Source organism: Wolbachia endosymbiont of Drosophila simulans wHa, assembly GCF_000376605.1.
In the GTDB taxonomy this organism is placed as follows: Bacteria; Pseudomonadota; Alphaproteobacteria; order Rickettsiales; family Anaplasmataceae; genus Wolbachia; species Wolbachia pipientis.
Map to the genome: position 1 here is coordinate 1,001,778 of NC_021089.1, position 17,058 is coordinate 1,018,835.

The window sequence follows — 17,058 nt, forward strand, 5'->3', positions numbered from 1 at the left end:
ATTATGAGACTTTCTTTATATGCTATATTATCAATCTCACTGCTATTAATTCTCATGCATGTTGCTGCAACTTTTAAGGATTGGAGTGGCTACAGGAAATATATCATAAAAGAGTTAGAGAAGACGTATGATGCTAAAGTGCATATTGGGGGAAAAATTAAAGTTTCGTTGATTACCCCAAAGCTCACTATTTATAATGTATACGTACAATACAACGAAAATAAAGAGCAAAAGTTGTCAGATTTAATTAGTGTAAGAAAAATTGAAATAAGGCCATCGTTCCTATCGTTGTTTTTATTTTCGTTGCAACCAAAGTCAATCACATTGTTTGGCATGAAAAGCAACAAAGAAAATTTACTTAATATTATAAATACAAACGCCAGTGGTAACATAGTCGATATAGTAATAAAAGACAGCCAAGTAAGTTTCAAGAATGATTTCGCTGATATTGTTAACATAAAGGAAGTTGCTGTAAAAAAAAATAAGCAGTTTTTTGGTAAAGTAAAGGTAGGTGATAATAATTACGATTTTTCAGGAAAGGTTAATATCACAAAAAGGAATGTACACATTAGTGTTGAATCAAATTTTGTAAATTTGCTATTTACAGGTAATAGAAATCAAGAAGAACTCCAGGGTAATTTAACATTAACAATTAATAACAGTTCCGGTTCTGTGAGTGATTTAGCAAAAATCATTAATCTTAGCTTTCTCTCTTGTGTTATTCCTAGCGAAAATATCAAGATATCATCCAATATAAGTCTTAATGAAAGTGAGTTTACGGCAACTGACTTAAAAATTGATTCCAAAAGCATGCAAGCCAGCGGTACAATACAAAATGATAGAAAAGGCAATCACACTAATTTCAATATTAGCTTCAGTAAAGTTGATTTAGATTCCATACAAAATGATTCACAAAGAACAATGAATATGAAGGATCTTCTGGAATGTTTTAGAGCAGTTGTGCCAAAGAACTTGAGCTTAAATTTTAATATGGAAGCTTCTAACATTCAATATCAAAACAAAATATTGGACAATTTCCGTGCTGTACTAAAATCCACTGATGGCAAAGTAAAAGTTAATACGCTTCTTAAATTTCCTGGAATCAATAATATATCTTACTTATCAGGAGAGATCTCAAACAATAATGTCCTATCTGAATTCAACGGTGATTTATTAGTCGAAGGAAATGATTTTGAGTCATTCATTTCATGTTTTTTCCCTTCTATAAAGATGAAAGAAAACCAGAAAAATCAATTTACACTAAGTTCTAAACTGCACCTTGCACCAAGAATATTATCTATCTCAGACATTAGACTGCTAAATAATAAGGAATCCTTGCAAGGGTCAATTAGAGTAAGCCATACAAAAAAACACAATGTGGTCAATGGTGAATTTAGCATGCATAATCTTGATGCAGATAAATATGATCATTCATTATTTAGCAGTTTACCTAAAATGCAATGGCTGAAAAATTTTCAGTATGATGCAAATATAAAGGCCCGTGTTAATAACCTTACATTGAATGATACGAAAATTAAAAATTTGGATTTTTTGCTGAAAATGGAAAAAGGTAAGCTAGTTGCAGATAAAATAAAACTATCTGGAGAAGATTTCGATATTACCGGTAATGCAAAAATATTAGCAGATCAAAAATACGCCAAACCTTTATTAGATGTTAACCTTACGGGCAGTAAATTTAATGGAAATATCTTTAAATTACCGAATTTAGTAGAGACGAAAAGAAATTCAAGAAATGAGATAGATCAAATTCAATGGTCAACAAAGCAGCTTGATTTTTTGGATGATAAAGAAGGCTTTGATGCAAATGTGCAAATCAATACTGCAGAATTTAAAACCGAGCAGAATGTTTTAAAAGATTTTAATTTGGATGCGGTAATGAGAAACAACACTATCACTATCAGGCAGGCAAGTTACGTATTAGAACACGGGCAAGTGTTTTTTCAGGGTTATTTAAGATCAGACTCAATAAATACAAGGTTTTCTATTGTAAATTTGGACACTAAAAAGATTGGTAAGGTTATAGGAATTGACAATGTAAATGGTCAGGTAAGCTTAAATGGTGAAATCAAAACTCAAGGAAAAAGTTTTCATGATTGGGCTAGTAACTTATCAGGAGATGTAAACTTACAAGCGCAAGGAATAGAAGTTACTAATGTAGATTTCAATTCATTTATCACTAATTTGTTAAGCAGTAAGAATAAATCTGAAATTTCCACACTTGCTTATGTTGATATATATAACGGTAAAACATCTTTTGAAAATATTAGCGGAAAAGCAAGTATTAAGAGTGGTATATGTTCAACTAGTTTACAATTCGGGATTGATCAAGCATCAGGGTCAATCTCTTCTAATTTAACCTTATCTAACTTCGCTTTAGCTTCTATATTCAGGTTCTTTTTCATACCACCAAATTATAGTAATCCAATCTATATCGATATGCATTTGGATGGCCCTATTTGGCGTCCTAAGATGAGTTTTGATGTAGACCAAATCTTCACCGCTCTGGTTGGCAAGAAAAATAGTTGATTTACTTAGGCGTACGGTTTAGGAGACAATGAACTCATCTGAACGGGTACAAACTTAACCTAACTCATCACCACCTGGCAGTGGTGGCAAGCCAAATGCTTCTCTCTTTTCGTTGAGCGTCATGAAGCTTGCGTTTTCTACGTATTTCCACAACTTTTGTCTCTTTTCCATGAGAATCTCTATTGCATCTTTGTCGTACGACAAGCACAGATCTTCACCAAATTTTGGTGTTAGCCAAGAATTCAGGTGACAGATAATATTTTCTAGCGTTGGTAAAACCGTCTGTTCCCAAAGGGACAAGCGTGCTTCGACTAAATTGCTATAAGTGTTATCACCTGGTATGCCAAGCAACTGCGGCGGAACGCCAAAAGCCAGGGCAATATCACGAGCTGAACTGTGTTTGGACTCAATAAAATCCATATCCCTTGGTGATAAGCTCATTTCTTTCCACTCCAAGCCTCCTTCAAGCAATATCGGCCTCCCAGCATTGACAGGACCTGAATAATGATCATTTATCTGTGCTTTTAAGCGTTGGTACTGCTCTTGACTTAAACTTCCACCACTTCCATCTTTTGCTGATTTTACAACTATTGCACCACTTGGTCTTGCTCCGTTTTGCAACATCGCTTGATTCCAAGCACCAGCCTGATTATGCTGATCTATACTATATGCAGCCGCCTCAATTGGTGATAACCCATACCAATCATTCAAAGGGTTAAAGGTCTTTAGGTGCAACACTGCTGAACGTCCGGTTAGTTTATCAACTTTAAAGTCATAACTGTTGTTATTTATGGCATAACGATAGTTATAAGGAACGTTATTTCTCCCTGGAACAATTTCAACCCTATCGGGGCGCAGAAGATAAAGCTCTGTTGGTGGTTTTCTATTGTTCTGCGACTCAACCATCAATATATAAGAATTGCCGTTAACTAACCGATAAGTTACAATCCCCTCAATAAATTCCGATTTTGATGTCATTGGATTAGGAGAATAAAGTAATTTCAGTAATGGATGGGCTTTTAGTTGCGATTTTCCCTGTTCAGTAAGCTGGCAGAGAGTAAGAGGTACCGAAGATGCAGCACTTGCAATCATATTGATTGCTCGAAAGGCAATAACATTTTTTATGTAACCTTCCTCAGCAAAACTTACATAATCACGCTTACTCCAACTTGGCTCCATCATTAGTTGCAAAGCAGAATATTTAGTAAATACTGCGCTTTTTTTTCTTTGAAAGATGTTGAAATTCATATGTGCCTCCTAAAAAATTGAATTTGTGGTAGAATTATATCAATTGGTGTCACAGGAAGGATATACTAACGTACGAACATTATGTTTGAGAGCAATCTCTACACAGTAGTTAAATGGCAGGCACAATAAGGGGTAGCAAAAAGAATGAGCTTTTTTTTTGAGCTGAGCGAAGCCACCTAAGGTAGAAAATGAATCAGGAAGGAGTAAAAATATATTTAATATTTATATGATGTACTTACTTATAAATATCTTTTCTGTGTCCTATCTCTGTGATAACCACTTCATATTTTATAATATTTACGGAATAGATAACGCGATAATCACCTACCCTTAATCTTCTTTGTCCTTTAAATCTGTAATATAATGGCTCACCAAGGTTAATGGGATCAACTGTAAGGCGCTTATTTATCGCATTTATGATCCTTAATCTTATTGTTTTTGGAAGAGCTGGAAGGTCTTTCTCAAGAACGCTTTCTATGAAGATAATATTGTATTCCAGTCTACATCCTCACTTCTAATTTTCTTCACACCTGAAACATTACGTCTAGCAGCACGCTCAATTAGTATTTTATCTTCCTCATTTTCAATTGCTTCTTGTATTAGCTTCTCTGCTAGTTCTTTAATGGACTTATTTCTTATTTTAGCCAGTCCAGCAAGACACTCTGAAATTTCGTTGTTGAAAGTTATGCTAAATTTTGAGTTTGCCATATATTTTACCTAAAATCTACTAATAATTATACAACATTTTTCTGAATTTTTCAATAAAAAAAGTTGCCTATACGTAAAGAGGACCTGTGTTGACAAATAATTAAACATTTGTCATGTACTATGTTTGTTAAGGAGAAATAGCACAGAAGTTAGTATTAAGTATATTAGGAATAAGAAAGGCTGCGCCCAGTGTCACACACTGGAATAACAGGAAAAAACGAACTGCTATACTAAAAAAAAAGAAATAGAATATGACAGAATGGCTAATATCTAATCAGCTTATTGATTATAACTGTGCTGTAAAATCCATGGAAGAGAAAATTCAACAAATTCACAATAATTCAGCAGACGAATTGGTATGGCTACTCCAGCACCCTCCACTTTATACTGCAGGAATCAGTGCAACAGCTGATGATATTGTTGAAAAACTATTTCCCATATATAAAACAGGAAGGGGTGGTAAACACACATATCATGGTCCAGGACAGCGCATTATATATTTAATGTTAAACCTTAAAAAAAGAAACAAATGCGATATAAAGCTATATATTAGAGATCTAAGTAAGTGGATCATAAATGTTTTAAAGCAATTTAATATACTTGGAGAGTTTAGAGAAGATAGAATAGGTATTTGGGTAAACCATAACGGAGTAGAAAAAAAAATTGCAGCTTTTGGTGTCCGTTTAAGAAAATGGGTAACTTATCATGGCATAGCGCTTAACGTCTTTCCAGACCTCTCTCATTATAAGGGTATTATTCCTTGTGGACTGCAAGATTATGGCGTCACGTCAATGGAAGAACTAGGAGTGAAAGTTCCACTCTCTGAATTGGATGATATACTAAAAAAAGAGTTTTATAAGATATTTTAATGATTGTTTACCTTTTATATTTCATTCTCACTTTATGTGCTAACACAGGTATTCATGCAATCGACCAAGTTGATATTATTGCTCCTTCTTCGAAGGGAAAAGAATCAGATCTGACTACTATAAAAGAATATGTAGAAGCTTTGGATTTTAATCCCCATATTTCGGAGAAAATATATAGTAATGATAATCCATTTTATTCCAACTCTGATGAATTCAGAGCAAATGATTTGATTAGTGCACTAACTAATGACAGTAAAATAATTTGGTGTATCAGAGGAGGAGAAGGGGCTTCTCGGTTAATTCCCTATCTAGAAAAGTTACCCAATGATAAAAAAGAAAGGATTGCTCAAAACAAAAAAATCCTCATAGGCTATAGCGATATAACTGCCTTGCACACCTATCTACAAGCTAAATATAATTGGCAAACTCTTCACGGCACCATGTTGGAAATGATAGTAAATAACTCCATTTCTGAAAGCTCTGTTAAAAAATTGAAAGAGTTAATTCTTAACAAGCAGGATTCTATCAGATTTGATAAGCTAAAGATGATAAATAATGGCATTAGACTAAAAGATGGCAGATTAAAGTCTAAAATCATCGGTGGTAATATGACTTTAGTTGAAAACAGTATAGGAACTGTTTGGCAAATAAATGCGAAAGGTAAAATTCTATTTTTAGAGGACATAAGAGTCTACCCATACGCAATAGAGCGCAGTTTAGATCACCTAAAACAAGCTCACATCTTTGATGGAGTACATGCAGTAATCTTTGGGGATTTCGTTAACTGCTATAACGATAACCTTGTTGAAGTTGTAAAAGAAAGGTTTGCAAAAAGTGTTAACTTTCCTGTATTTACAATGAAAGGGGTAGGCCATGGACATACAAATGATCCTTTACCTTTTAACACTCACGCTATTATTAGCGTTCAAGACGAAAAAGAAGGTTTGTTTTTTATGGACGTGCAGAATTTAGCTAATCTTATAGCTAACGCGAGCTCTACGTCATGCCGCCGCAGTATCTCTTAGCCGCTAACACGTACTTAACCGTCATACCGCGATTCATTCGCGGTATCTCATCCGCTAACAAGAGATCCCGCTAACAAGTAGCGGGATGACGAATTGCTTAACCGTCATTCCGCCGCAGACCGTCATACCGCCGCGGTATCTCTTAGCCGCTAACACATAGCGGAATGACGAAGTTATCGTCATGCCACCGCGAACCGTCATACCGCCACGAACTGTCATACCACCACGAACCGTCATACCGCGATTCATTCGCGGTATCTCTAGATCCCGCTAACAAGTAGCGGGATGACGGTTGTTAGGGTGTCATGCAAGTAGCTGACTACTTGGATCTGGTAGGCTTAAATCACAATGCCCGTAAAGCTGCGACCCTAGAGCTACTATCTCTCACCCACTGCAAATATTGCACGGTACTATCCACTTGATCATCGTGTCGAGTTTCAGGAAACATTAAAATCTCATACTCAAAATCGTTCAGCCATACTGCTTGGTGCGGCAGAAAAACCTTGCCAGACTCTATAATCGGAACAATTTGATAAAATCGAGTGAGTTTGTCATCATGTGGTACTATTTCGATAATTGGTAAATCACTGTTTGTCTTTAGCTCTTGCACCAATTGCTGACCACTTGTTTTTGCTTCGATTAAAATTGCGTGCGGTGTCCATCTTGCAGTTAGTGACAGAACTTGCTCTTTAAGCTTTGGATACTCAAGCTTTGCGCGATATACATCGAGTAAATAGAATTTATTGCCCACTTTTGTCCAGGTGGTGCAGACGCTAAAGTTGCTCATGCTGCTTGTTGAAACTGCAGTGTCCCAGCTCTGAGTGACATATGAGAGACTATCAGAAAAATTTCTATAGCGCTTCAGCCACTCTCGTTTAATTATACCACTTGAAAGTGGCAGAGGGTTTTGTTGATATTGTGCAGCAAAAGCGTAACTTCCAAGTTCAACCTTTATCATCTCAACTTCTTCTTTTCCTCCATCGAGGGGATATAGCAACTGACCTTCTTCTCTTGAGTATAATATTACGGGTGGTGTCATTCTAGCACTTGATGCTGTAATCCAGCTTTTGTACTCATTTGTAGTTACTCGGGTGACAGGAACAAGAAAAGGAGGCGCTGGCTTTTTGATTGAATAGATAATCTCCTTATTTTCAGATATCATCGGTAAACAAGTATGGTTCCATATGTTTTTCGGTTTGGAGAGAAGGTGTCCGGTCAAATCTTCCTGATGTAGCCTATGCATCACAAGAACAATTACTCCTTTTTTTCTGTCGTTGAGCCTGGTTACTAGAGTCTGGTCAAACCAATTTGTAGCACGCTTTCTAAACGTTTCACTCAAAGCTTGGGCGGGACTCAGTGGATCATCCACGATGATGAAATCACCACCTTCACCTGTTAACGTCCCTCCAACGGACGTTGCAATTCTGTATCCTCTCTGCACTGTTTGAAATTTGTATTTGGTATTCTGATCTTTGGATAGTTCTACCTCTGGAAACAGCTCTCTATACCAACTAGACTGCATTATGCATCTTGTATCGAGCGAGTGCTTTTCGCTAAGCAGCCGAGAGTAGCTTGCAACTATTATTCTTGCAGTTGGCTGATTTCCCAGTATCCATGCGGGCCACGCAACACTAGCGCACAGGGACTTCATTGAACGCGGAGGCATATTGAATATTATTCGCCTCATTTTGCCAACATTTGCCGCTTCAAGTCTGTCTGCTATGACTTTTATATACTGATAATCATTATACTCACACCCCGGCACCACCGTTTGAAAGCACAGTTCAATGAATTTTAGAAAGTTCATGATATAATGTTGAAACCAACGCGTGACGCTGGGATGACAAAAAAAGGAGCACTGAAGGCTATAGGTGAGACGTCGCGGTATCTCTAGATCCCGCTAACACGTAGCGGGATGACGAATTACTTAACCATCATCTACACCGTCATACCGCGATTCATTCGCGGTATCTCTTAACATAGATCCCCTACTATACCTTAACATAGATCCCGCTAACAAGCAGCAGGATGACGAATTACTATGCCGCCGCGAACCGTCATACTGCTGCGGTATCTCAGCCGCTAATAAGTAGCGGGATGACGGTTGTTGTTTAGCTATAAATATTAAGAAATTTACCAAATAAAAAAAAGGCAAAAGAAACCCTAGGGTAGCTAGTTATTCACTATCCATTTTTTAAATCGGCGTTTTTTGATGTTTTAAATGCTTTATAAGCGCATTTCAGCTTATATTAGGTAAAAACCTAGAAATTTTATAAAGACATAAGATGCACATAGTGCAAAAAATTAAACATGGGACGCCAGATACGTGAGTTTTTTTGTCATTTAATCTGTACAGAGAAGATAAATAAATAGCTTCAGTTTCATGATAAGGGGACTGGCAAGGCTTGTCAAGCAAGTTTTTTGCAATATCAGGGGATAATTTCGACCATAAATCCCTATCAATAAATTTTAACAAAAATACTTCAGTGCATTTTCAAATATAAGCATTCCATCACCATATTTTGGCATAGCCACTCCTAAACGTTTACATTTTTCTTTTTCAAGAGGCCAATTATCTTGCTGAGTAAAAAATATTCCCCTTTCTGGATGGGGCATTAAAGCCAATACTCTCCCACTTTTATCTGATAAAGCTGCCAGATCGTATGTAGATCCGTTTGGATTGTGAGGAAATTGTAGGTTAGCGTAGTTGCCATTTTCATCAATGTAACGTAATGCGGCGGAATTGCTCTCAATCAATTGGTTCAAAATATCTTGATCCATAAAAAATTTGCCTTCCCCATGAGCAATAGGGAGATATAGTTCACTCAGGCCCCGTAGCCAAACAGAATTACTCTTTGAATTAACTCTCACTCTAATCCAACGGCATTGATAATTGCCTATATCATTATGGATTAAAGCTAGATTAGAGAACTCTGGAATTAATTTTACTAATATCTGACAACCATTACATATTCCTATAATCAGCTTGTCCTGAGATAAAAACTCTTGAAACTCATCCAACAAGTTGTTTTTAATGCGTAAAGCAAATGCATTACCAGCACCAGTGTCATCACCATAGGAAAAACCCCCTGGAATTGCAAGTATATTGCTTAATTTCAGTTCACCTGGATTATCTATGATATCGTTAATGTGAACGATTTTTACTTCAATATTACCAATACCAAGTTTTCTGCTGCATTCCATAAATGCAAATGCAGTTTCTTTTTCGCAATTTAAGCCATAACCAGATAGGACTGTGATTTTCATGAATTGCTAAAAATTAAAAAATTCGAATTTCCTTTTTACAAAATTTGCTACTAAATTTAACGCAAATAACACCAATAATAAAGCTATAATTGCGATAGCAGCAAGTTCAACAAATGCAATTTCAGGATTGCTTGACCATATGTATATTTGCACAGGTAGAACAGTTGCCGGATCGAAAAAGGACGTAGGTGTATCAGCAATAAATGCCACCATACCCATCATAAGTAAAGGAGAAGATTCACCTAAAATCCTTGCAATTGCAAGCACAGTACCATGTATTATTCTTGGTAACGCAATCGGTAAAGAGTGATCTAATATCACCTTGATGTGAGGTGCACCGAGCGCAAACGCTGCATCTTTTATCGTAATAGGAACATTCGCAAAGGCATTTTTTGTTGCAATTATAATATTAGGTAACATCATAAATGAAAGAGTCATTCCACCAACAAGTGGTGAAGAGCGTGGTAGCCCAAATATGCCAAGATAGAGAGTTAAGCCCACTACACCAAATATTATTGAAGGCACTGCAGCAAGATTATTTATGCTAATTTCTACAATATTAGTCATTAGCCTATTTTTAGGCATAAATTCGTAAAGACAGATGCCCGACATAATTCCTATTGGTAATGCTAATGCTAGGCACACTATAATTGTCATTAATGAACCGATAAACGCTCCTAAAATCCCTGCATTCTCAGGTTCACGAGAGTCAGATTTAAGGAATAAAGACTTATTAAAAAATTTTTTCACTCTCCTCTTTTCTTTTAGCCAATCAAGTAATTTAGCATAACGATCATTCAAATATTTATCTTTATTTATTGAATTAATTATACTTGACGCGGTAAACCAGATCTCATATTCACCACTATCTTTTACTTTCTTACGAAAAAATTTCTCTAGTTCTTTGTAAGAATTACGACTTAAAATTTCGTCACCGTCTTTAAAATCAGTTCCTCCAAACACCTTACGTAAAGAATCGTTGAGTAAGCCAATGGACTTATACCGCAAATCACTAGGATTACTCGCCAAAGTAAGATCAGCATTTATTTCAACTGGCAATAAAATTTTCGTTACTGTTAAGGCACTGTAAGAGTTAACTAATATACTCAACAATATACACACAGGACAGCCAAGTGAGATAACTAGTGCCGTGAAAGAACAAAAGCGTAGCGCTCTGTTCTTTTTATTTTTCCTTTTTATACGAGCATGTACACGCCTTGACTGAAGTAATTTAAGGAATTTTTTCTTTATACTCATTTATTTTTCCTGGATCCCATCGTCAAGCCCACAGCTGTACAAACGTCCAGTTTAATAACCGTTGATGTCATTCCCTATTGTATCTACATTGTATCTACTTAGATTTCTTTTTAACATAAGTAGTACGTTCTTTGATCCTTGCAGCTTTTCCAAATAGTTTGCACAGATAATACAGTTTTGCTCTACGAACCTTTCCTTTTCTTGTCACTTGCACTGAAACCAGTGCAGGAGAATAAACAAAAAACTGAGACACTATACTTTCTCCATGGCTAACTTTTCTGACTGCAAAAGAAGAATGTAACCCGCGGTTCCTTTTTGATATACATACACCTTCAAATATCTGTATACGTTCACTTGTACCGTCAACTACTTTAAAAGTGACCTTCAAATCATCGCCAGGACGAAATTCTGGTATTTCTTTAGCTAACACTTGCATTTGCTGTTCGTTAAATTTTTTAAGTAAATTTGTCATTTATCTCTCCACTCAATAATTCAGGCCTACGCTTTTTTGTTATAACATGAGACTGCTTCTGCCTCCAATCACTTATTTTTTTGTGATTGCCAGATAACAAAACCTCAGGTACTTTATATCCCTTCCACTGCTCAGGTCTAGTATATTGAGGATATTCAAGTACACCACCACCATAATTAAAACTTTCTTCAGTAATACTATCGGTATTATTTACTACACCTGGAAGAAGTCTAATGCATGCATCAAGAACCACCATTGCAGCTGGCTCACCTCCTGAAAGTATATAATCTCCAATACTTAACTCATAAGGAGTATACGCATCAATTATCCTTTGGTCAATACCTTCAAATCGACCACACAATATTGTTATATGAGGAAACTCTAATAATTCTCTGGCAATATTCTGATTAAACTTAGTTCCAGATGGAGTCATGTAAATAAACTTAGTGTTTTTATGAACAGAGAGCATACTATCTACTGCATCACCAACTACATCAGAACGCATAACCATTCCTGCTCCACCTCCATATGGAACATCATCCACAGTTGAATGTTTATCTTTCGCAAAAGAACGAATATTTATTACTTCAAGGTTCCATATTTTTTTTTCTAACGCTTTTCCGGCAAGAGAATAGTTCAAAAACCCCGGGAACATTTCTGGAAATATGGTTAATATTGTAACATTGAATGCCATTAAGGTTTATTTTAAGTTATTTGGGGCTATACTCTAAGAACAGTAAATTGATATAATATATAGTTAAATTAAACATGTCACTGAATAAAACGATATACGAAGGTAAAGCGAAAGCCATTATTGAAACTGAAGATTCATCAACTGTCATACAGCACTTTAAAGATGATGTCACAGCATTCAATAAGGAAAAATATGAAATTATTGAGGGCAAAGGAATAATTAATAATCATGTTAGTGCTTTTATCATGGAAAAGCTCGAAGAAGCAGGAATTAGCACGCATTTTATAAAAACTCTGAATGAAAGAGAACAGCTAGTCAAAAAGCTCAAGATAATACCTCTTGAGGTGGTAGTTAGAAATGTTGCAGCTGGCAGCTTTTGCAAACGTTTTAATATCAAAGAAGGTGAGAGGCTTGCATCTCCTATAATCGAGTTTTTTTACAAAAATGATGACCTAGCCGACCCAATGGTAAATGAAAATCACATACTGTATTTTGATTGGCTATCTAGCAAAGAAATGGATGAAGTAAAAACTACAACTTTAAAGATCAATGAAATCCTAACTGATTTATTCTCAAATGCAGGCATAGATCTAGTTGACCTTAAATTGGAATTTGGCAGATTGATAAATGACAGTACTAAAATCATTTTAGCCGATGAAATCAGCCCTGATAACTGCAGGTTATGGGATAAAAATACTTATAAAAAGCTAGATAAAGACGTCTTTCGTTTGAATTTAGGAGATTTAAAGGAAGCATACCTAGAAGTTGCAAAAAGACTGTCAGTAAAGTTAGGTTAACTAAATACTACTCTATCAAGTGGAGGGTTACATGCCTCATCAAGTTTTCCAATAATTTCAATTTTTTCTCCATGTTTTTGGAAATGATTTTTCACGTTTTGCATATTCTCAGAACTTACGATCAATACCATACCAATACCACAATTAAATGTTTTTAGCATTTCTTTCTTCTCTATTTTACCCTCCTTTGTTAGCCATAAAAATATATCTGGCCATTTCCAGGAATTAATGTCTATGTTTGCAAATAAGTTTTTTGGAAGAATTCGCGGAATATTGTCTACCAAACCACCACCCGTGATGTGCGCAATACCTTTTACTTGTGACATGATAGGCAGCAAAGAATCAACATATATTTTTGTTGGTTCAAGTAGTATTTCACTCCAAGATTTATTATTCCATAGAGATGTATCGTTATAATTTATACCTAAGCTTTTGAAAACATGGCGCACTAAAGAAAACCCATTTGAGTGAATTCCACTTGACTCTAAGCCAACTATATAATCACCTGCTTTCATCATACTACAGTTTGGAAGAATTTGCTTTCGATCAACTACACCAACCACAAACCCTGCAAGGTCATAGTGATTATTACCATACATTCCAGGCATTTCTGCAGTTTCCCCACCAACCAATGCTATTTTAGCTTGCTTGCACCCCTCTGCAATGCCCTTAACCACAGATAATAAAACATCTTTGGTCAAAACGCCTGTTGCAAAGTAATCAAGGAAAAACAAAGGCGTTGCTCCTTGTGCAAGTAAGTCATTTACACACATTGCAACTAAATCTATACCTATAGTATCATGTTTATTCACTTCTTGAGCTATCAACAGTTTCGTACCTACTCCATCAGTTGAGGAAACGAGTACTGGATGGTCATACTTCTTACTTAGTGCAGCAAAATCAAATAACGCAGAAAATGAACCTATTTCGCTGATTACTTCTTCTCTAGTAGTTTCTTGAGCAATAGGCTTGACTTCTTTTATTAACTTATTATATAGTTCAATATCTATTCCTGATCTGGTATAAGTATTCATAATCCTTTTATAAATTTTAAAATTGTTAATACTATATTAATGCCTTGATATAAAAAGTGCAACGAAACTTTCTCTTAATTGACTATTATATACTTACCAATATAGGGTAACTTAAATCATTTATAATTATCCAATGAACGAAAATACCAAAAACATACTGTTAATAACGGAACTGCTATCAGGACGGCTGCTTCATGACTTTGCTAACTCTATGAATGGAATAACGTTTGGCGTAGAAGAGCTTGAAGTAATAGATAAGAATGATGCTGATGCGCAGAAGGAAGCGTTGTTGTTTCTTAAAGAAAGCTCCGATGATTTAATATATAAACATAAAGTTATGAAGCAGGCATATTCTTCTTCAATGGATAATTATAGCTTTGATAAGACCAAATCTAATATCGAAAATTATTTATTAAAAAAAAAGTAAAGCTTACGTGGAAAATAGACGCATACTCTGCAAAAAATAAGGAAGATTTAATTGAAAAGATAAATAAGATAATTTCTAATATGGTGCTAACTATAGCCAGTGCAGTGGCGGAAGTTGAACTAGTATCTGTTTTACTGAGTCAAACAGAAGATAAAATGCTATTAACTATAAAAATTCTAAATGAACACAAACCAATAAGCAAATCATTAGTAGACAAATTAATCAAAAAAAATGACACTAATTTAAATACAAAAGATATTAATATCTATATGACCTCTTTATTATTAGAGTACTATAACACTGAAATGCATTATACTTGCGAAAATAATTTGCTGGAAATAGGTTTAACTATAACTTGAGTTGCATATTTGGTTATTACAACTTTTTCTTCGTGTCAAGGCATTCCCCGACAAGGGGTACCAAATCTAATTTTTGTAATCACTTAAGTCTAGTACTATTTTATTAATGTAGCGCTCATTTGCATCTTTGATGATAAACTTCATACCATTTTTATATTTAATGACTTCATCTACAGAAGGCACTTTACCAGCAATCGAAAGAATCAAACCACCAAGTGTAACATAGTCTTCTTCAGGGTCACGTAATTCTATTTTTAGATCCTCTTCTATATCTTTTATAAGAGCCCTTGCTGATACTTCAAACTTATTTTGAGACAATTCAGTAATGGTATATTCTGAATTTATTTCGTTTTCACTATCAATGTTTGGTATTAGTTCCTCTATAAGATCAGTCATTGAAATTAAACCATCAGTTCCACCATATTCATCCAATACGATAGCTAAGCATGATTTAGAAGAGTTCATCCTAACAAAAAGATTAGTTGTCTTCATCGAGGGTGGAACAAATATTACGCTTTGTATAATATGTTTCAGATTAAAATTTTTATCCCTATTAAAAATAACATCTTTTACATAAAAAAAGCCTATTACGTTATCAAAGTTATTTTTATAAATTGGTATTTTAGTGTGGCAAGTGTTTTTTATCTTCTTTATTATTTCACGCTCGCTTGACTCAATGTCTACTGCGCATATCTCTGTACGTGGAGTCATTATATCCATTATACCACAATCGCGGAATTTTAATAGACCATTAAATATATTAAGGTCTGGCAGATCTTTCATTAATGCCTCAGTCGCACACTTTTTCAACACAGAAGCTTTTTTGAAAAGGAAGAGAAAAATTCTATATGCTATTTTTTCTACTAAGGTTCTTTTTTTACTCAATTTATTCCCTGTAATGGCAAAAACGTTTTCAGATTAGATTTATCAAGAAAACTGTTATTAAATGTTTAATAAGCATGTGAATAATGTCAAATTAATTTGTGAATTATTTGTTGATATAAAATACCAACAATTGATCAACAACTTTTTCAACAACATATACATAGTTGTGTAACAATGCATGATGGTAAAGTATTTTCCATAAAAGAAAATTACTAACACTCTAAACACCTTACTTATACACATAAATCATAACAGAAAATCAATAATATACGAAAGTTACTCACATATTTATCCACAAGTTGAACAACGCCAATTTTTACTGAATTTTAAGTTAGTAACAAGTTATTGATAGAACTATTATTATTGCTATACTTTAATACATAAAAGAACAAACAGAATAGATTGGAAAGCGGCAAAACAACAATAGCGAAAATTATTAAGAGAAATGAGCCGGGTGGAAGAGTGCCTATCTGGCTAATGCGTCAGGCTGGCAGGTCTCTTCCTGAGTACCGCAAAGCAGTAGAAAATATGAATAATTTTATGGAGATATGCTACAACACAGATTTAGTGACAGAATTGACGTTACAGCCGGTGACAAGATTTGACATGGATGCAGCGATAATTTTTTCAGACATTTTAATAATAGCTGATGTTTTGGGTTGTGACGTGAATTTCGTATGCGGTGTAGGTCCAATAATAAAACCCGTGGAAAGTCCTAAGGAATTGAAGGGTCCACAAGAAATTGAAACTAAAACCTTACCAATTCTAAACGCTATAAAAAAAGTCAGAAGCCAATTACCAAAAGAAAAATCTCTCATAGGATTTGCTGGTGGACCATGGACAGTAGCCTCATACATCATAGAAGGTGGGAGCAGCAAAACTTTTTCCAAAGTATTAAATTTTTATCCTTCGTGTTTGAAGGAAATAATTGAACGAATAACGGAAGTAACGATTATTTATCTAATTAAACAGATAGAATTTGGAGCAGATGTTATTCAGCTATTTGACAGTAATGCTGGTGCGTTATCGGAACCATTGTTTAGAGAATATGTTATCGAACCAACAAAGAGAATTATCTTGGCAATAAAGGATAGATTTTCTGATTTTCCAATAATAGGTTTTCCAAGGTCTGCTGGAAATCTTTATAAAGATTACTGCGAACAAACAGGTGTATCTGCAGTAAGTATAGATTATAATGTTCCAATAAAATGGGCGAAAGCGAATCTAAACATCCCTCTACAAGGAAACCTTGATCCTAATCTTTTAGCCTATAATAAAACGGAAGCAATCAAAGAAGCAAAACGTATAATAGATTGCTTTAGAGATTTACCCTTCATATTTAATCTCGGACATGGAGTACTCCCTGATACTCCAGTTGAAAATATTGCTGCGTTGGTAAACCTGGTAAAAAGCTACTAATACAATACACAAAATTCCTAGCTTTTTTGTTGTACGGGGTTTATCATTTA

General features: G+C 35.0%; 17 protein-coding genes. 7 read left to right on the forward strand and 10 right to left on the reverse strand.

All coding sequences use genetic code 11. The features are described 5' to 3' along the window. The first annotated feature begins 3 nt into the window (after window positions 1–3). A complete protein-coding gene (locus WHA_RS04560; protein WP_015589330.1) occupies window positions 4–2,547 on the forward strand; it encodes an AsmA family protein in 2,544 nt (847 codons plus the stop codon). A 54-nt stretch (window positions 2,548–2,601) separates the two neighbouring features. Here WHA_RS04560 and WHA_RS04565 read toward each other — a convergent pair whose 3' ends face one another. The 3 genes from WHA_RS04565 to WHA_RS04570 all read right to left on the reverse strand — a co-directional run bounded on the left by WHA_RS04565 (window position 2,602) and on the right by WHA_RS04570 (window position 4,503). Next, window positions 2,602–3,795 carry a phage portal protein gene (locus tag WHA_RS04565; RefSeq protein ID WP_015589331.1) on the reverse strand — a complete coding sequence of 398 codons (1,194 nt, stop codon included), beginning with the start codon at window positions 3,793–3,795 and terminating at the stop codon, window positions 2,602–2,604. Window positions 3,796–4,030: 235 nt separating this feature from the next. Then, window positions 4,031–4,294 (reverse strand): type II toxin-antitoxin system RelE family toxin, encoded by a 264-nt coding sequence (locus tag WHA_RS06570; protein ID WP_080717643.1) that lies wholly within the window; start codon window positions 4,292–4,294, stop codon window positions 4,031–4,033. Further along, the gene (locus WHA_RS04570) at window positions 4,270–4,503 is read right to left on the reverse strand and encodes a DUF6290 family protein (RefSeq protein WP_012673333.1); all 234 of its coding nucleotides are present in this window, start codon (window positions 4,501–4,503) and stop codon (window positions 4,270–4,272) included. Before WHA_RS04570 ends, WHA_RS06570 begins: the two co-directional genes overlap by 25 nt. Window positions 4,504–4,754: 251 nt before the next feature. Here WHA_RS04570 and lipB point away from each other — a divergent pair, with 251 nt between their 5' ends. Continuing rightward, window positions 4,755–5,372: a lipoyl(octanoyl) transferase LipB gene (gene lipB, locus WHA_RS04575; protein WP_015589332.1), complete on the forward strand. Its 618-nt coding sequence runs from the start codon at window positions 4,755–4,757 to the stop codon at window positions 5,370–5,372. Then, window positions 5,372–6,397, forward strand: a complete 1,026-nt coding sequence (locus WHA_RS04580) for an LD-carboxypeptidase (RefSeq protein ID WP_015589333.1) — start codon at window positions 5,372–5,374, stop codon at window positions 6,395–6,397. The genes lipB and WHA_RS04580 overlap by 1 nt, the downstream gene beginning before the upstream one ends. Window positions 6,398–6,740: 343 nt before the next feature. Here the strand turns inward: WHA_RS04580 and terL are convergent, their stop codons facing one another. The 5 genes from terL to trmD form a co-directional block, all read right to left on the reverse strand. Next, the gene (gene terL / locus WHA_RS04585; RefSeq protein WP_015589334.1) at window positions 6,741–8,204 is read right to left on the reverse strand and encodes a phage terminase large subunit; all 1,464 of its coding nucleotides are present in this window, start codon (window positions 8,202–8,204) and stop codon (window positions 6,741–6,743) included. A gap of 662 nt (window positions 8,205–8,866) precedes the next feature. Next, window positions 8,867–9,664, reverse strand: coding sequence for a phosphoribosylformylglycinamidine synthase subunit PurQ (locus tag WHA_RS04590; RefSeq protein WP_015589335.1), 798 nt, complete (start codon window positions 9,662–9,664; stop codon window positions 8,867–8,869). Window positions 9,665–9,670: 6 nt separating this feature from the next. Further along, complete coding sequence (pstA, locus tag WHA_RS04595; protein WP_015589336.1) at window positions 9,671–10,921, reverse strand: phosphate ABC transporter permease PstA; 1,251 nt, start codon at window positions 10,919–10,921, stop codon at window positions 9,671–9,673. A gap of 94 nt (window positions 10,922–11,015) precedes the next feature. Next, window positions 11,016–11,393, reverse strand: coding sequence for a 50S ribosomal protein L19 (rplS, locus tag WHA_RS04600; RefSeq protein ID WP_006279489.1), 378 nt, complete (start codon window positions 11,391–11,393; stop codon window positions 11,016–11,018). After that, window positions 11,377–12,087: a tRNA (guanosine(37)-N1)-methyltransferase TrmD gene (trmD, locus tag WHA_RS04605; RefSeq protein ID WP_007549279.1), complete on the reverse strand. Its 711-nt coding sequence runs from the start codon at window positions 12,085–12,087 to the stop codon at window positions 11,377–11,379. The genes rplS and trmD overlap by 17 nt, the downstream gene beginning before the upstream one ends. A 74-nt stretch (window positions 12,088–12,161) precedes the next feature. Between trmD and purC the strand changes: the two genes are divergently transcribed. After that, a complete protein-coding gene (purC, locus tag WHA_RS04610) occupies window positions 12,162–12,884 on the forward strand; it encodes a phosphoribosylaminoimidazolesuccinocarboxamide synthase (RefSeq protein ID WP_015589337.1) in 723 nt (240 codons plus the stop codon). Here the strand turns inward: purC and purM are convergent. After that, window positions 12,881–13,918, reverse strand: a complete 1,038-nt coding sequence (gene purM, locus WHA_RS04615) for a phosphoribosylformylglycinamidine cyclo-ligase (protein ID WP_015589338.1) — start codon at window positions 13,916–13,918, stop codon at window positions 12,881–12,883. The genes purC and purM overlap by 4 nt on opposite strands. Window positions 13,919–14,051: 133 nt before the next feature. Between purM and WHA_RS04620 the strand changes: the two genes are divergently transcribed. Together WHA_RS04620 and WHA_RS04625 are read left to right on the forward strand one after the other, a co-directional pair. Further along, window positions 14,052–14,345 carry a hypothetical protein gene (locus WHA_RS04620; RefSeq protein WP_006280049.1) on the forward strand — a complete coding sequence of 98 codons (294 nt, stop codon included), beginning with the start codon at window positions 14,052–14,054 and terminating at the stop codon, window positions 14,343–14,345. A gap of 14 nt (window positions 14,346–14,359) precedes the next feature. Then, window positions 14,360–14,704, forward strand: coding sequence for a hypothetical protein (locus WHA_RS04625; protein ID WP_233395610.1), 345 nt, complete (start codon window positions 14,360–14,362; stop codon window positions 14,702–14,704). A gap of 66 nt (window positions 14,705–14,770) precedes the next feature. Here the strand turns inward: WHA_RS04625 and WHA_RS04630 are convergent, their stop codons facing one another. Further along, on the reverse strand, window positions 14,771–15,589 hold the full coding sequence (locus WHA_RS04630) for a transporter associated domain-containing protein (protein WP_007549273.1): 819 nt from the start codon (window positions 15,587–15,589) through the stop codon (window positions 14,771–14,773). A 402-nt stretch (window positions 15,590–15,991) separates the two neighbouring features. Between WHA_RS04630 and hemE the strand changes: the two genes are divergently transcribed. Beyond that, entirely contained in the window at window positions 15,992–17,008 is a 1,017-nt protein-coding gene (hemE, locus tag WHA_RS04635; RefSeq protein ID WP_015589339.1) for a uroporphyrinogen decarboxylase, read from the forward strand. Window positions 17,009–17,058: the final 50 nt, after the last annotated feature.

Excerpts from the sequence above, each read along its gene's own strand:
- WHA_RS04560 (WP_015589330.1), top strand. The coding sequence starts at position 4 with ATGAGACTTTCTTTATATGCTATATTATCAATCTCACTGCTATTAATT.
- WHA_RS04565 (WP_015589331.1), bottom strand. The coding sequence starts at position 3,795 with ATGAATTTCAACATCTTTCAAAGAAAAAAAAGCGCAGTATTTACTAAA.
- WHA_RS04570 (WP_012673333.1), bottom strand. The coding sequence starts at position 4,503 with ATGGCAAACTCAAAATTTAGCATAACTTTCAACAACGAAATTTCAGAG.
- lipB (WP_015589332.1), top strand. The coding sequence starts at position 4,755 with ATGACAGAATGGCTAATATCTAATCAGCTTATTGATTATAACTGTGCT.
- WHA_RS04580 (WP_015589333.1), top strand. The coding sequence starts at position 5,372 with ATGATTGTTTACCTTTTATATTTCATTCTCACTTTATGTGCTAACACA.
- terL (WP_015589334.1), bottom strand. The coding sequence starts at position 8,204 with ATGAACTTTCTAAAATTCATTGAACTGTGCTTTCAAACGGTGGTGCCG.
- WHA_RS04590 (WP_015589335.1), bottom strand. The coding sequence starts at position 9,664 with ATGAAAATCACAGTCCTATCTGGTTATGGCTTAAATTGCGAAAAAGAA.
- pstA (WP_015589336.1), bottom strand. The coding sequence starts at position 10,921 with ATGAGTATAAAGAAAAAATTCCTTAAATTACTTCAGTCAAGGCGTGTA.
- rplS (WP_006279489.1), bottom strand. The coding sequence starts at position 11,393 with ATGACAAATTTACTTAAAAAATTTAACGAACAGCAAATGCAAGTGTTA.
- trmD (WP_007549279.1), bottom strand. The coding sequence starts at position 12,087 with ATGGCATTCAATGTTACAATATTAACCATATTTCCAGAAATGTTCCCG.
- purC (WP_015589337.1), top strand. The coding sequence starts at position 12,162 with ATGTCACTGAATAAAACGATATACGAAGGTAAAGCGAAAGCCATTATT.
- purM (WP_015589338.1), bottom strand. The coding sequence starts at position 13,918 with ATGAATACTTATACCAGATCAGGAATAGATATTGAACTATATAATAAG.
- WHA_RS04620 (WP_006280049.1), top strand. The coding sequence starts at position 14,052 with ATGAACGAAAATACCAAAAACATACTGTTAATAACGGAACTGCTATCA.